The sequence below is a fragment of the Microbacterium sp. CGR1 genome, from assembly GCF_051062835.1.
In the GTDB taxonomy this organism is placed as follows: Bacteria; Actinomycetota; Actinomycetes; order Actinomycetales; family Microbacteriaceae; genus Microbacterium.
Genome location: NZ_JAOTPG010000001.1, coordinates 2,907,092 through 2,919,722, shown reverse-complemented (window position 1 = coordinate 2,919,722; position 12,631 = coordinate 2,907,092). Strand labels below are relative to the sequence as shown.

General features: G+C 69.7%; 15 protein-coding genes. 6 read left to right on the top strand and 9 right to left on the bottom strand.

What is annotated here, in order from left to right; translation table 11 throughout:
* Positions 1-129: 129 nt before the first annotated feature.
* From OD997_RS14490 to OD997_RS14475, 4 genes are read right to left on the bottom strand one after another with little or no spacing between them, the layout of a single operon-like run.
* Positions 130-1,185 carry a sulfate/molybdate ABC transporter ATP-binding protein gene (locus OD997_RS14490; protein WP_434332202.1) on the bottom strand — a complete coding sequence of 352 codons (1,056 nt, stop codon included), beginning with the start codon at positions 1,183-1,185 and terminating at the stop codon, positions 130-132.
* Positions 1,182-1,970 (bottom strand): molybdate ABC transporter permease subunit, encoded by a 789-nt coding sequence (gene modB, locus OD997_RS14485; protein WP_434332201.1) that lies wholly within the window; start codon positions 1,968-1,970, stop codon positions 1,182-1,184. Before modB ends, OD997_RS14490 begins: the two co-directional genes overlap by 4 nt.
* Positions 1,967-2,752 carry a molybdate ABC transporter substrate-binding protein gene (modA, locus tag OD997_RS14480; RefSeq protein WP_434332200.1) on the bottom strand — a complete coding sequence of 262 codons (786 nt, stop codon included), beginning with the start codon at positions 2,750-2,752 and terminating at the stop codon, positions 1,967-1,969. The genes modB and modA overlap by 4 nt, the downstream gene beginning before the upstream one ends.
* Before the next feature lie 3 nt (positions 2,753-2,755).
* Positions 2,756-3,148, bottom strand: coding sequence for a TOBE domain-containing protein (locus OD997_RS14475; RefSeq protein ID WP_434332199.1), 393 nt, complete (start codon positions 3,146-3,148; stop codon positions 2,756-2,758).
* A 150-nt stretch (positions 3,149-3,298) separates the two neighbouring features.
* Here OD997_RS14475 and OD997_RS14470 point away from each other — a divergent pair, with 150 nt between their 5' ends.
* Genes OD997_RS14470 through OD997_RS14455 form a run of 4 tightly spaced genes read left to right on the top strand, consistent with a single transcriptional unit; the run spans position 3,299 to position 6,040 of the window.
* Positions 3,299-4,069, top strand: coding sequence for a HesA/MoeB/ThiF family protein (locus OD997_RS14470; RefSeq protein WP_434332198.1), 771 nt, complete (start codon positions 3,299-3,301; stop codon positions 4,067-4,069).
* Complete coding sequence (locus OD997_RS14465) at positions 4,066-5,313, top strand: molybdopterin molybdotransferase MoeA (protein ID WP_434332197.1); 1,248 nt, start codon at positions 4,066-4,068, stop codon at positions 5,311-5,313. Before OD997_RS14470 ends, OD997_RS14465 begins: the two co-directional genes overlap by 4 nt.
* A complete protein-coding gene (moaC, locus tag OD997_RS14460) occupies positions 5,310-5,789 on the top strand; it encodes a cyclic pyranopterin monophosphate synthase MoaC (protein WP_434332196.1) in 480 nt (159 codons plus the stop codon). The genes OD997_RS14465 and moaC overlap by 4 nt, the downstream gene beginning before the upstream one ends.
* Complete coding sequence (locus OD997_RS14455; RefSeq protein WP_434332195.1) at positions 5,786-6,040, top strand: MoaD/ThiS family protein; 255 nt, start codon at positions 5,786-5,788, stop codon at positions 6,038-6,040. Before moaC ends, OD997_RS14455 begins: the two co-directional genes overlap by 4 nt.
* A gap of 126 nt (positions 6,041-6,166) precedes the next feature.
* Here OD997_RS14455 and OD997_RS14450 read toward each other — a convergent pair whose 3' ends face one another.
* The 5 genes from OD997_RS14450 to OD997_RS14430 form a co-directional block, all read right to left on the bottom strand.
* The gene (locus OD997_RS14450) at positions 6,167-6,607 is read right to left on the bottom strand and encodes a molybdenum cofactor biosynthesis protein MoaE (protein ID WP_434332194.1); all 441 of its coding nucleotides are present in this window, start codon (positions 6,605-6,607) and stop codon (positions 6,167-6,169) included.
* Positions 6,604-7,092, bottom strand: coding sequence for a MogA/MoaB family molybdenum cofactor biosynthesis protein (locus OD997_RS14445; RefSeq protein ID WP_434332193.1), 489 nt, complete (start codon positions 7,090-7,092; stop codon positions 6,604-6,606). Before OD997_RS14445 ends, OD997_RS14450 begins: the two co-directional genes overlap by 4 nt.
* Positions 7,093-7,135: 43 nt before the next feature.
* The gene (locus OD997_RS14440) at positions 7,136-8,791 is read right to left on the bottom strand and encodes a molybdopterin-dependent oxidoreductase (RefSeq protein WP_434332192.1); all 1,656 of its coding nucleotides are present in this window, start codon (positions 8,789-8,791) and stop codon (positions 7,136-7,138) included.
* Positions 8,792-8,896: 105 nt separating this feature from the next.
* Positions 8,897-9,166 (bottom strand): hypothetical protein, encoded by a 270-nt coding sequence (locus OD997_RS14435; RefSeq protein ID WP_434332191.1) that lies wholly within the window; start codon positions 9,164-9,166, stop codon positions 8,897-8,899.
* 54 nt (positions 9,167-9,220) lie between these two features.
* On the bottom strand, positions 9,221-9,919 hold the full coding sequence (locus OD997_RS14430; RefSeq protein WP_056310262.1) for a GTP pyrophosphokinase: 699 nt from the start codon (positions 9,917-9,919) through the stop codon (positions 9,221-9,223).
* Positions 9,920-10,026: 107 nt separating this feature from the next.
* Here OD997_RS14430 and OD997_RS14425 point away from each other — a divergent pair, with 107 nt between their 5' ends.
* The gene (locus OD997_RS14425) at positions 10,027-10,386 is read left to right on the top strand and encodes a nuclear transport factor 2 family protein (protein WP_434332190.1); all 360 of its coding nucleotides are present in this window, start codon (positions 10,027-10,029) and stop codon (positions 10,384-10,386) included.
* A 103-nt stretch (positions 10,387-10,489) separates the two neighbouring features.
* Positions 10,490-12,577 carry an APC family permease gene (locus OD997_RS14420; protein WP_434332387.1) on the top strand — a complete coding sequence of 696 codons (2,088 nt, stop codon included), beginning with the start codon at positions 10,490-10,492 and terminating at the stop codon, positions 12,575-12,577.
* Positions 12,578-12,631 lie beyond the last annotated feature (54 nt).

The window sequence follows — 12,631 nt, the reverse complement described above, 5'->3', positions numbered from 1 at the left end:
CTTATCGGCCGCGTCCGCATGAAACTCTGACGGCAACGAGGCTTCATCCTCCACACCCACCGCGACGCATATCGATATGAAGCGCTGTCAGCAGAGAATTCGATGCTCGATCACGAAGCTGGGCGCAGCTCAGGGCACCGCGACGAACCGCACCAGTGCCGGGTCCACCCGCAGCCGAATCCGATCGCCGACCGCGACGCATCCGGCAGCATCCAGCGACAGGTCGACCGCCCCCACATCGGTGTGCACGCGCATGCCTCCCAGGGTGGGCTCGATGCGCGCCACCACAGCCGGCCACGACTCCGCGCCCGCCTCGGCGACCCGCACATCGCCCGGGCGGAAGACCGCGGCGAGCGCAGCACCATCCGTCGCTGCGAGCGCACGCGACGCAGGATCGGCACTGGTCAGCAGCACCTCGCCGCTGCGCCACCCTCCCCCGCTCGCGACGCCCACCAGGCGATTCACCCCGGCGATCGATGCGACGAAACCGGATGCCGGGGCGGCGAGCACGTCGCGCACCGGCCCCTCCTGAGTCACGCGCCCAGCCTCGACGACGATCAACCGGTCGGCGAGCGCGACGGCATCCGCGGCATCGTGCGTGACCGCGACGGTCGTGGTCGAGACGAGCTGGTCGCGCAGCATCCGTCTGATGTCGCCGGCCGTCTCGGGGTCGAGCGCTACGAGAGGCTCGTCGAGCAGTACGACACGAGGGGATGCGGCGAGCGCACGCGCGACCGCGACCCGCTGCTGCTCGCCTCCGGAGAGCTCGTGCGGCATCCGCTCGCCGGAGCCGGGGAGTCCGACCCGCGCGAGCCAGTCGTCGGCGCCGGCTCGCGCAGCACGAGCCTCGCCCCCGGCAGCCCGCGGCCCGAACGCCACATTCTCGCGCGCCGACAGATGAGGGAACAGCCGGGGCTTCTGCCCCAGCAGCACGACACCGCGGCGCATCGGCTCGGTCCGCACCCGTGGCTTCGCGACCCGGTCGACGACGCGACCCTCGACGGCGATCTCGCCCCCACCCAGCGGCTCGAGTCCGGCGAGCGCCTGCAGCAGCGTCGACTTGCCCGCGCCACTCGGCCCCATCACGGCGACCGTCTCCCCCGTTTGCACCCGCAGCGAGACATCGACCGTGAAGTGCTCCCGAGGCACGATCACCTGGGCGCGCAGGCCCTCGACGGCGCTCATCGTGCAGCACCTGGACGCCACCCGCGCACGAGCAGCAGCACGAGGATCGCGGTGACGAGCAGCAGCAGTGCGAGGGCGACCGCGGCGCCCTGCGTGACTCCGGCACCGTTGAAGGCCGTGTAGATCGCCAGGGGCATGGTCTGCGTGACGCCGGGGCGGTTGCCCGCGAAGAGTGCCGTGGCTCCGAACTCGCCGATCGCCCGTGCGAAGCACAGCACCACGCCGGCCACGATTCCGGGGGCGGCGAGGGGCAGGGTGATGCGGCGCAGGATCGTCCAGCGGCCGGCGCCGAGCGCGGCGGCGGTGCGCTCGTACTCGACCCCCGAGGTGCGCACGGCGCCCTCGACCGCCAGCACCAGGAAAGGCAGCGCCACGAACGTCTGCGCGAGGATGACCGCCGGCGTGCTGAACGAGAGCCCGAGTCCGCCGAACCACCCCGCCCGCCCGAATAGGTAGAGCAGGGCGACGCCGCCGACCATGGGCGGCAGCACGAGCGGAACCGTGACAGCCGCACGCAGCACTGCCGCGAGGCGCGGCCCTGAACGAGCAATGGTCAGCGCCAGCGGAACGCCGATCACGATGCACAGCACTGTGGCGACGAGACCTGTGCCCAGCGACAGCAGCAGCGCCGAGCGCGCGGCCTCCGACGTCACATCGGCGAGGAAGGTCGACCACTCGACGCGGGCGACCAGGGCCGCGAGCGGGAGGATGAGGAACGCGAGCCCGACCAGGGCGGGGACGGCCAGCGCGCGCGGCGCGTATCCGCGCGCTCCGGCCGCACTCACGGCTTTCCGAACCCGAAGTCGGCCAGGATGCGCTGTCCCTCGTCTGACAGCACGAAGGCGACGAACGCCTCGGCGGCCGCGGAGTTCGGAGCCTCGGAGAGCGCCGCGATCGGATAGTGGTTGACGACCTCGTCTGCGCCGTCCGGCACGATCACCTCGACGTCGTCGCGGCCGATCACATCGGTCGCGTACACGAGCCCGGCATCCGCCTCGGATGCCGCGACCTTGGTGAGCACCGCAGTGACGTTCTGCTCGAGGCTCGCCGCCTCGACCGTGACGCCGGCGTTCGAGAGCAGCGTGGCGGAGGCGGCACCGCACGGCACCTCGGGGGCGCACAGCACGGTGGTGACGTCGGCCAGGTCGGCGAGGGTCTCGACGCCGCCGGGGTTTCCGGTGGGCACGGCGATCACGAGAGTGTTCGACGCGAACAGGGCCGGGTTGACCGCTGCATCCTCGAGCTTCTTCATGTTCGCCTCGTCTGCCGAGGCGAACACGTCGGCCGGGGCGCCCTCGAGCAGCTGGGTGACCAGCGTCGACGAGCCGTCGTACACGCCGCTGAAGTCGACGTCGGGGTTCGCCTCGGTGAACGCCGCGCCGATCTCGTCGAACGCACCGGAGAGCGAGGCGGCCGCGTAGACCGTGAGCTCCCCGCTCACGTTGCTCTCAGCGGAGTCATCCGTGGCGGTCGGCGTCGGCGACTCGGCACCAGCGGCGCACCCCGTGAGAGCGAGCGCTGCGGCGGTCAGAACGACCGTGACGGTGCGGCGGAGAGTGCGCTTCATGGATCAGCCCTTCGGCACTTCGACGACGACCTGCGTCGCCTTGACGGATGCGGTGGCGAGAGAGCCCACCTCGAGATCCAGTTCGCGAGCGGCCTCAGCCGACATGAGCGAGACGACGCGGTGCGGACCCGACTGCAGATCGACCTGCGCCATGAGTCCATCGATCTGCACGCGGGTCACGATGCCGACGAAGCGGTTGCGAGCGCTCGAGAGCGCATGGCTCGACTCCTGCGCCTCCTCGGCCAGCTCCACCGCGCGTGCCGCCAGCGCATCTCCGGGGATCTCGGCCGGGACGGCGTCGGTCGTCGGCAGCAGGCCCTGGTCGATCCAGCGCCGCACCGTGTCATCGCTCACCCCGAGCAGCTGTGCCGCGCGGGAGATCCGAAAGCTCTGCATGGTCGAACATTACCGCAGAAGCGGATGCTGAGGGAGAAAACAACCGTATCCGCGGAACCGTTTTGCTCCTGACAGGACCGCCCGCTCCGAACTCCGGCCGAATCCCCCTGCACCCGCCGCAATCGCGCACCCCGGGCATAGCCTGGGGGCATGCAGCCGCTCGTCGCTCCCGCGCCCGCCCTCGACCCGGCCGAACTCGTGCGCACCGCCAGGCACGCGGTGCTCGCAGGCATCGGAGAAGAGGGGCAGCGCCGCCTCGCCGCCGCCCACGTCACCGTCGTCGGCGCCGGCGGCCTCGGCTCCCCGGTTCTCCTCGCCCTCGCCGCGGCAGGGGTCGGCAGCATCGCGGTGATCGACGACGACATCGTCGAGTTGACCAATCTGCAGCGTCAGCTCGCACACCGCGTCGAGGACATCGGCAGACCCAAGACAACCTCGGCGGCGCGCGCGATCACCGCACTGTCGCCCGGGGCAGAGGTCGTGACGGCGGCGGAGCGGCTCGACTCCGACAACGCCGAGCGCTTGTTCGCGGGGGCCGACATCGTGGTCGACACGAGCGACTCCTTCGCGACCCGGCGCGATGTCTCCGCCGCGACCGAAGCCCTCGGCATCCCGCTCGTGTGGGGCGCCGTGCAGGAGTGGCACGCACAGGCGACCGTGTTCTGGTCGGATCCGCCCGAGGGGCACTCGCCCGTCGTCCTGACCGATCTCTTCCCGCTCGGCACCGAGGGCGAGCCGCCGAGCTGCGCGCAGGTCGGCGTGCTCGGAGCGCTGTGCGTGCAGGTGGGCGGGATGCTGGCGGGCGAGGTCGTGAAGCTCATCACCGGCGCGGGCGAGCCGCTGCTCGGCCGACTCGCCATCATCGACGCCCTCACCTCGAGACAGCACGAGATCACGATCCGATCGGCGGTGTCGGCATGAGCGCCGCGAACGGCAGCCGCCGCACGGTCGAGGAGCAGCTCGCCCTCGTTCTCGACGCCGCACGCGTTCTCCCGACCGAGAGTCGTGCGATCCGCGACGCCGCCCACCGCACCCTTACCGAGCCCGCGACGGCGGCCCACGACATCCCGCTCTTCGACAACTCGGCGATGGACGGCTTCGCGGTGCGCGCGGCCGACGTGGCCGCGGCATCCGCCGACGACCCGGTGGTGCTGCGCGTGGTCGCCGACCTGCCCGCCGGGGTGTCCGACGACCCGCCTCTGGATGCCGGCGAGGCCGCGCGGATCATGACGGGCTCACCCACGCCGACCGCCGCTGATGCGATCGTGCCTTTCGAGGACACCGCCGGAGGACTCGCCGACTCGCTGGGCGAAGTGCGGGTACTGCGAGCACCCGCCGCACCGGGAGCATTCGTCCGCCGTCGCGGCGCCGACCTGCATGCGGGGGATGCCGTCGTGCTCGCCGGCGAGCGCCTCGGCGCGTTCCAGCTCGCGGCGGCCGTCGCCGCCGGGGTCGAGACCGTGTCGGTGACCCGGGCGCCGCGCGTGGCCGTGGTCTCGACGGGCAGCGAGCTGCTGTCGCCGGGTGAGCCGGCTGCCCGTGGTCGCATCCCCGACTCGAACGGCCCCCTGCTCGAGCTCCTCGTCGCCGACGCCGACGCCGAGGTCGTCCTCGTGGCGCGCGTCGCCGACGACGCCGACGCCGTGCGCACCGTCACCGCGACCGCCGTCGAACGAGGTGCCGATGTGATCGTGTTCACGGGCGGCGTCAGCGCCGGAGCCTACGAGCCGGTGCGCGGCGCCTTCGACGGACAGGGTGCCGTCGAGTTCGCGAGCGTCGCGATGCAGCCGGGCAAACCGCAGGCGTTCGGCGCTCTCGACTCAGGCACGCTCGTGTTCGGCCTGCCGGGCAACCCGGTGAGCGTCGCGGTCTCGTTCGAGGTCTTCGTGCGGCCCGCGCTGCTCGCCCTGCAGGGGCGCTCCGAGATCCATCGCGCTCGCGCATCCTTCACGGCGGATGCCGCCTGGACCACCCCGCCCGGACGCCGCCAGTACCTGCCCGCCGTCGTCGATCTCGCGAACGGCACGGTGAGCCCCGCGACCGCCGGAGGCTCGGGCTCGCACCTGGCCGGCGGTCTCGCGCGGGCCCGCGCGTTCGCGATCGTGCCCGCCGAGGTCGAGGCCGTCGCCGTGGGCGACGCGATCGATGTCATGCTGGTCGAATGAGTTTCACGCACCTCGACTCGGCCGGTCATGCGCACATGGTCGATGTGACCGCCAAGCAGCCGACCGTCCGCACCGCGACCGCTCGCGGCTTCGTGCGCTGCAGCCCCGAGGTCGTCGCGGCCCTGCGTGACGGCACCGCGCCCAAGGGCGACGTGATCGCGGTCGCCCGCATCGCCGGCATCCAGGCCGCCAAGTCGACGCCCTCCCTGCTGCCCCTCGCCCACGTGATCGGCGTGCACCGCGCGAACGTCGAACTCGACATCGTCGACGACGGCGTGCACGTCGAGGCGACCGTCGGCACCGCCGACCGCACCGGCGTCGAGATGGAGGCCCTCACGGCCGTCTCGGTGAGCGCTCTCGCGATCGTCGACATGATCAAGGGACTCGACCGCTCGGTCGTCATCGAAGACGTGCGCATCGTCGCGAAGTCCGGCGGACGCTCGGGCGACTGGGTGCGCGAGGGAGAGACCCGATGACCGCGCCGCTGACCGCGACCGTCCGCGTGCGCTACTTCGCGGCCGCGGCGGAGGCTGCGGGCACCGATTCCGAGGAACGCGGCGAGCGCTCGCTCGCACAGCTCCGCGCCGGCGTGATCGCCGACCACCCCGACCTCGCCGACATCCTGCCGCGCTGCGCGGTCATGGTCGACGGCGTGCGCAGCGACGACGACCGATCGCTCGACGACGCGCAACTGATCGACGTGCTGCCGCCGTTCGCCGGAGGCTAGGAGGCCACCGGCGAAGCGATGCCCGTGGGGCATGCTTCGCGCGGCGATCTGCACTTAAGAAGGACGCGCATACCGAAAACGGCCGTCGGAAGCGCGAATGGCCGTGTGAAGCGGCCACGGCTCGGCTCAGCCGCCGATGCCCTTCCACGACGTCGATCCGTCGGACTCGACCTGACGCTTCCACACGGGGAGCGAGGTCTTGATGTCCTCGATGATCGCGCGGCACACCTCGAACGCCTCGGCCCGATGCTCGGCGGCGACCGCGATAACGACGGCCGCATCACCCACGTCGAGCCGTCCGATGCGGTGGCTCACGGCGACTGCCACGCGGGCGTCGCCGACGGCATCCGCTGCAGCCTCCTCCGCGATGCGCCGCAGCGTGGCCTCGGCATCGGGGTGCGAGCTGTACTCGAGCCCGACGACGGGCGTCTCTGCATCGGGGTCGTTATCCCGCACGCGACCGATGAATGTCGTCACGCCGCCCAGCGCAGGGTCCTCGACGGCGGTGAGATGGGCGTCGAGCCCGAGACGCTGGTCGGAGATCGCGGCGATCCGCACCTCGTTCATGCGTGGTCACCGCCCTCGACCTGGTCGACCACGTGTCTCGCGACGGTCAGCACCACCGGGACTCCGGATGCGACGGCACGCGTGGATCCCGGAAGGTTCACGACGAGCGCTCCGGCCGGGTCGACGACACCCGCGAGCCCGCGGGAGAGCACCGACAGCGGGGTGTCGGAGAGACCGCTGCGACGCAGTTCCTCGGCGATGCCCGGCACCTCGCGGGTGATCACCTGACGGGTGCCCTCGGGGGTCTCATCTCGGGGGCTGACCCCCGTGCCGCCCGTCGTCAGGATCAGCCGTACACCGCGCGCGACCGCTCGGCGCAAGGCATCGGCGACGGAGGCCGCCCCGTCGGGGATGACCTCGGCGTCGGGGCAGTGCCACCCGGCTTCCCGCAGCAGACCGACCGCTATGGGACCGCCTCTGTCTTCGCGTTCCCCGGCGAACGATCGGTCCGAGACGGTGATCACACAGGCGGGGAGCGACGTCATGGCTCCACCCTAGGGGCTGCCCCGCAGCGACGCACGAGCACCGTCACGAGACGCGGATGAGCGAACGCTGCCAGCCCGACGATCCGTCCGGCGCGATCGGTGCGCGCTCCTCGATCTGCATGTCGCCGTTCTTGTTGATCGCCCGCACGGCCACGTAGTGCGTGCCCGGTGTGGCATCCCACTCCATGAACCACTGCACCCACGTGTTCTCGTTGATCGGAGCCGACAGCGTCGCCGGCATCCAGTCGCCCTCGTCGATCCGCACCTCGACGCGCTCGATGCCCACGGTCTGCGCCCAGGCGACGCCGGCGATCGGGATGCGACCCGCATCGACGGCCTGACCGACCTTGGGGGTGTCGACGCGCGAGGCGAACTTGATCGGCGCCTCGGCGCTGTATCCGCGCGGCGTCCAGTAGGCCTCGTCCTTGTCGAACGTGGTGACCTTGAGCTCGGTGAGCCACTTCGTCGCCGAGACGTAGCCGTAGAGCCCGGGCACCACCATGCGCACGGGGAAGCCGTGCTCGAGCGGCAGCGGCTCGCCGTTCATTCCCACGGCGAGGATCGCGTCGAGGTTGTCGTCGGTCAGCGCCGACAGCGGAGTGCTGGCGGTGTAGCCGTCGACGCTCTTCGACAGCACCATGTCGGCGCCGGACTTCACGCCGGCCTTCTTCAGCACGTCGCGCAGCGGAACACCCAGCCACACGGCATTGCCGACGAGGCCGCCGCCGACCTCGTTCGAGACGCAGGTCAGCGTGACCGCGTACTCGTCGAGACCCATGTCGAGGATGTCCTGGAAGCTCATCTCGACGCGCTTGTCGACCATTCCGTCGATCACGAGACGCCAGGTCTCGGGGTCGATCGTCGGCACAGTCAGTGCGGTGTCGACGCGGTAGAAGTCCTTGTTCGGCGTGATGAGCTTGGTGAGTCCCGGGATGTCGAGCTCGGCACCCTTCGGGACGGTCACCGTCGACTTCGGCGAGGGCAGCTTGAGGGCGTCACGGATCGACGCGACGGATGCGACCGTCATGCTCGCGGTGCGCGAGGCGACGCCCACCACGACGGCTGCGACGCTCGCGATGCCGGCGAGGATGAAGAACTGTCGGCGGCCCATCGCCTTCGCAGGCTTGCCGTCGGAGGCCTCGGCCTCGGCATCCGCTGGCTCCGTGGTCTCACCCTTGCGGTCGACCATCGCGGCGGGAACGGCGGAAGCCCTCCACGCCACGAGGCGACGGATCAGCAGCACGATGATGATCGATCCTGCGATGGTTCCGAGCACGGGAGGAAGGAAGGCGAGGGGCGTGACGCCGGCCCTCGTCACGATGGCCGCGGTGGAGAGCGCGCCCGCGACCACCAGGGCGATGACGCCCAGCGGGGGACGGAGCAGCTGCAGGATTCCGGCGATCGCAGACGCGATCACCACCGCGAGACCGAGACCGACCAGCAGGGCGATCTTGTCGTACTCGCCGAAGGTCGCGATCGCGAACTCCTTGAACGGCTGGGGCACGATGTCGATCACGAATCCGCCGACGGCGAGGAGGGGGCTGGCCGAGCGCGCGAAGATCAGCGCGAACAGCTCGGCGGTCGCGAGGAAGACGAGTCCGCTGATGACGCCCGAGAGGGCCGCCCAGAAGAAGAACCTCTTACCTCTGCTCTGCCGTGTGCCCGTGCCGCTCTCTTCTGCGGTGCTGCGCTGTGCCATGGTCTGCTCCTTCGCACCGAGGACGGTGTGGTCTCGGGTTGTTCGGAGCGGAGGTGAGAACGGATGGGCTCCGCAGCGGATGCTGCGCGATCAGAGGCACGACGATCAGAGGCGTCGCGCGGTGATGGTGTCGCGGTCCTGCAGTTCGCGCAGTGTGCGCAGGCACCTCGAGCAGAGGATCTCGACGCGTCGCGGGTGGTTCTCTCCGCACACGCAGTCGACCGACACGCGCCACTTGGCCTTGCGTCCGCAGGCGGCGTACGCCTCGTCGTCGCCGTGGTCGCACTCGCACAGCTGGCGTCCTCGGTCGAGTCCGGGGAGTTCGACGAGGGTGCGCTCGACATCCGAGACCGGGGGCTGCTGCGTCTTCACCACCTGCCTATGCTCCAGGGTCACGCGTCCCCGCGCAACACCGCGCCGGGTGGCGGGTCAGACCTGCACGACGTGCGGGGGCGGCGGAGGGGCGAGCTGACGCTGGGGCACGCCGTGCGCCTCGCGGTGCAGACGCTCCATGCGGCTGTCGAGCTCGGCCGCGGCCTCGGCGGCATCGGTCAGGCTCTCGACGAGGTGCGACGGCACCTGGTTCGAGAACTTGTAATAGATCTTGTGCTCGAGGCTGGCCCAGAAGTCCATCGCGATGGTGCGGAACTGCACCTCGACCGGCACCGAGAGCGCGCCTGTCGACAGGAAGACCGGCACCTCGATGATGGCGTGCAGGCTCTTGTAGCCGTTGTCCTTCGGGGTCGCGATGTAGTCCTTGACCGTGACGACCGTCACGTCGTCCTGCGCGGTGAGCAGATCGAACAGACGGTAGACGTCGGCGACGAAGCTGCAGGTCACGCGCACGCCGGCGATGTCGGTGATCTCGGCGCGGATGCGCTCGAAGTCCGGCTCGGCGATGCCCTTGCGGGCGATCTTCTCGACGATGCTGTCGGGAGTCTTCAGCCGGCTCTTGACGTGCTCGATCGGGTTGTACGCGTGGTGGTGGGTGAACTCGTCACGAAGGATCGAGATCTTCGTCTCGACCTCCCGCATCCCGAACTCGTATTCGCGCAGGAAGCGCTGGAACTCATCGCGGAGTTCCCGAGTCTGCTGGATGGCGTCGTCGGTGACCTGGAGGGACGTCATGCATCTGACGTTACGCGTCCGTGATCGGAAGTGGCTGTGCATCGTCGATGAGAAATCGAGCCAAACCCCCGTTGACGATGTCGGAGCCCGGGTCTAGAACGGAGGGCATGACCAGCCCAGGAGAGAAGTGGACCGAAGCGTACGTCGAGGCGTGGAGGTCGAATGACCCCCAGCAGATCGCGGCGCTCTTCAGCGACGATGCCAGGTATCTGACGAGTCCCGATTCCGAGCCGCGTGTGGGCCGAGCCGACATCGTGGCCGGCTGGCTCGAGGACCTCGACGAACCGGACACCTGGTCGTTCGAGTGGTGGATCGTCCGGGAGGATGCCGGTTTCGTGGCGATCGAGGGGCGGACGAAGTATCCCTCCGAACGCGACTACCTCAACCTCTGGATCGTGCGCCTCGACGGGGACGGTCGGGCGACGGAGTTCACCGAGTGGTACATGCCACGGCCGCATCAGGACTGACCGCAGGATGTGCGCGAGGAACCCCGTAAGGATTCCGTTAATGTCGCACGACGCGCCGTAGGGATTTCGTGAGGATCGCGTGAGGAAGGCGTTTGCGGGCGTAGTGTCGCCCGACGTGTCAGATGAATCCAGGGACAACACCGACGCCCCTCCCCGCGCCAAGCGCATCCTCATCGGCGACCCGCTGACGAGCGAGCAGGTCGACGATCAGCTGCTCCCGAAGAAGATGGCGCTGCCGATCTTCGCGTCGGATGCACTGAGCTCTGTCGCCTACGCGCCGCAGGAGCTCGTGATGATCCTGCTGATCGGCGGCCTGACGTTCCTGTCGTTCACACCGCTGGTCGCGGTCGCGGTCGTCGTGCTGCTGATCGTGGTGGTGCTCAGCTACCGCCAGCTGATCAAGGCCTATCCGTCGGGTGGTGGCGACTACGAGGTCGCGTCGAAGAACCTGGGCGAGATCCCTGGCGTCATCGTGGCCGCCGCTCTCCTGGTCGACTACGTGCTCACGGTCGCCGTGTCGGTGGCATCCGGTGTCGACAACATCATCTCGGCCGTGCCGGGGCTCGATCCGCTGAGGGTCGAGCTGGCGGTCGGCTTCGTGATCCTGATCATCCTCGTGAACCTGCGCGGCGTGCGCGAGGCCTCGCTCGTGTTCGCGATCCCCACCTACGTCTTCATCGCCTCGGTCGGCTTCATGATCGTGACGGGACTCATCCGCACCTTCCTCGGCGATGCGCCGGTCGCATCCAGCGCCGCGTTCGCCGTGAACGCCGAGAACCTCGGCCAGGCGGCGGTCATCCTCTTGATCCTCCGCGCCTTCTCGAGCGGATGCTCCGCCCTCACCGGCGTCGAGGCCGTCTCGAACGGAGTGCCCGCCTTCCGCACGCCGAAGGTGCGCAACGCGCAGTCGACGCTGGTGCTGATGGGCTCGATCGCGGCCTGTCTGTTCGCCGGCCTCACCGCGCTCGCCCTGATCACCGGCGTGCACTACGCCGAGAACCCGTGCGACCTGATCGGCTTCGACTGCTCGAACCCGCAGCCGAGCCTGATGGCGCAGATCGCATCGGCGACGTTCGGCGGCGGCAGCATCATGTTCTTCATCGTGCAGGCCGCGACCGCGTGCGTGCTGCTGCTCGCGGCGAACACCGCATTCAACGGGTTCCCCCTGCTCGGGTCGGTGCTCGCCCGCGACGGCTACGCACCGAAGTCGTTGAACACCCGCGGCGACCGTCTGGTGTTCTCGAACGGCATGATCGTGCTCGGCATCGCCGCGATCGCGGTGCTCGTGATCTTCCAGGCGAAGCTCACGACACTGATCCAGCTGTACATCATCGGCGTGTTCGTGTCGTTCTCGCTGGGGCAGATCGGCATGGTGCGGCACTGGAGGCGCGTGCTGCGTGGTCCCGTCGAAGACAAGGCGGGTTCGGGGATCGACGGAGCCTCGGCATCCGATCGCCGCTCGGCGAAGATGGGCCTGATCATCAACTCGCTCGGCGCCGCGATGACGGTCACGGTGCTGCTGATCGTGACGATCACCAAGTTCACCCACGGCGCATACCTGGTGTTCTTCGCGATCCCCGTGCTCGCCTTCCTGATGATGGGCGTCAAGCGGTACTACCGCGACGTCGAGCACGAGATCGCAATCGACGACACCACCAAGTTCGGCGCCACCGGCGACCTCGCGATCGTGCTCGTCAACCGACTGCAGAAGCCCGTCATCAAGGCGATCGACTATGCGATCGCCGCGAAGCACGGCAAGACGCTCGCGGTGCACGTCGCCGTCGCGTCCGACGACGCCGCCCAACTGCAGAAGGACTGGGCCGACCATCTCGTGCCGATCCCGCTCGTGATCGTCGAATCGCCGTACCGGTCGTTCGCCCAGCCGGTGTCGCAGTTCATCAAGCAGTACCGCGCGAAGCACGGCTCGTCGGTCGTCACCGTGTACCTGCCGCAGTACATCGTGGGGCACTGGTGGGAGACCTTCCTGCACAACCGCCGCTCGCGCCGCCTCGCCAACCAGCTCATGCTCGTACACGGGGTGTCGATCACTCTCGTACCGTGGCTGCTCGACTCGTCGGAGCTCATCTACGGTCGGCGTTCGCGGCCCCTGCCCGGGCAGGAGCGCGCGGGACGCCCGGTCGTCGTGAACGGTCGACGTGCACACCGGCCCGAGGGACCGCCCGAGAGCTGAGCCGCGCCGGTTCCCTGTCGCACCTTCCGGTCGCAGTTCATGCCGCCCGCGAGC

Coding starts and splice junctions, on each gene's coding strand:
- OD997_RS14490 (WP_434332202.1), bottom strand. CDS start 1,185: ATGAGCGCCGTCGAGGGCCTGCGCGCCCAGGTGATCGTGCCTCGGGAG.
- modA (WP_434332200.1), bottom strand. CDS start 2,752: ATGAAGCGCACTCTCCGCCGCACCGTCACGGTCGTTCTGACCGCCGCA.
- OD997_RS14475 (WP_434332199.1), bottom strand. CDS start 3,148: ATGCAGAGCTTTCGGATCTCCCGCGCGGCACAGCTGCTCGGGGTGAGC.
- OD997_RS14470 (WP_434332198.1), top strand. CDS start 3,299: ATGCAGCCGCTCGTCGCTCCCGCGCCCGCCCTCGACCCGGCCGAACTC.
- OD997_RS14465 (WP_434332197.1), top strand. CDS start 4,066: ATGAGCGCCGCGAACGGCAGCCGCCGCACGGTCGAGGAGCAGCTCGCC.
- moaC (WP_434332196.1), top strand. CDS start 5,310: ATGAGTTTCACGCACCTCGACTCGGCCGGTCATGCGCACATGGTCGAT.
- OD997_RS14455 (WP_434332195.1), top strand. CDS start 5,786: ATGACCGCGCCGCTGACCGCGACCGTCCGCGTGCGCTACTTCGCGGCC.
- OD997_RS14450 (WP_434332194.1), bottom strand. CDS start 6,607: ATGAACGAGGTGCGGATCGCCGCGATCTCCGACCAGCGTCTCGGGCTC.
- OD997_RS14445 (WP_434332193.1), bottom strand. CDS start 7,092: ATGACGTCGCTCCCCGCCTGTGTGATCACCGTCTCGGACCGATCGTTC.
- OD997_RS14440 (WP_434332192.1), bottom strand. CDS start 8,791: ATGGCACAGCGCAGCACCGCAGAAGAGAGCGGCACGGGCACACGGCAG.
- OD997_RS14430 (WP_056310262.1), bottom strand. CDS start 9,919: ATGACGTCCCTCCAGGTCACCGACGACGCCATCCAGCAGACTCGGGAA.
- OD997_RS14425 (WP_434332190.1), top strand. CDS start 10,027: ATGACCAGCCCAGGAGAGAAGTGGACCGAAGCGTACGTCGAGGCGTGG.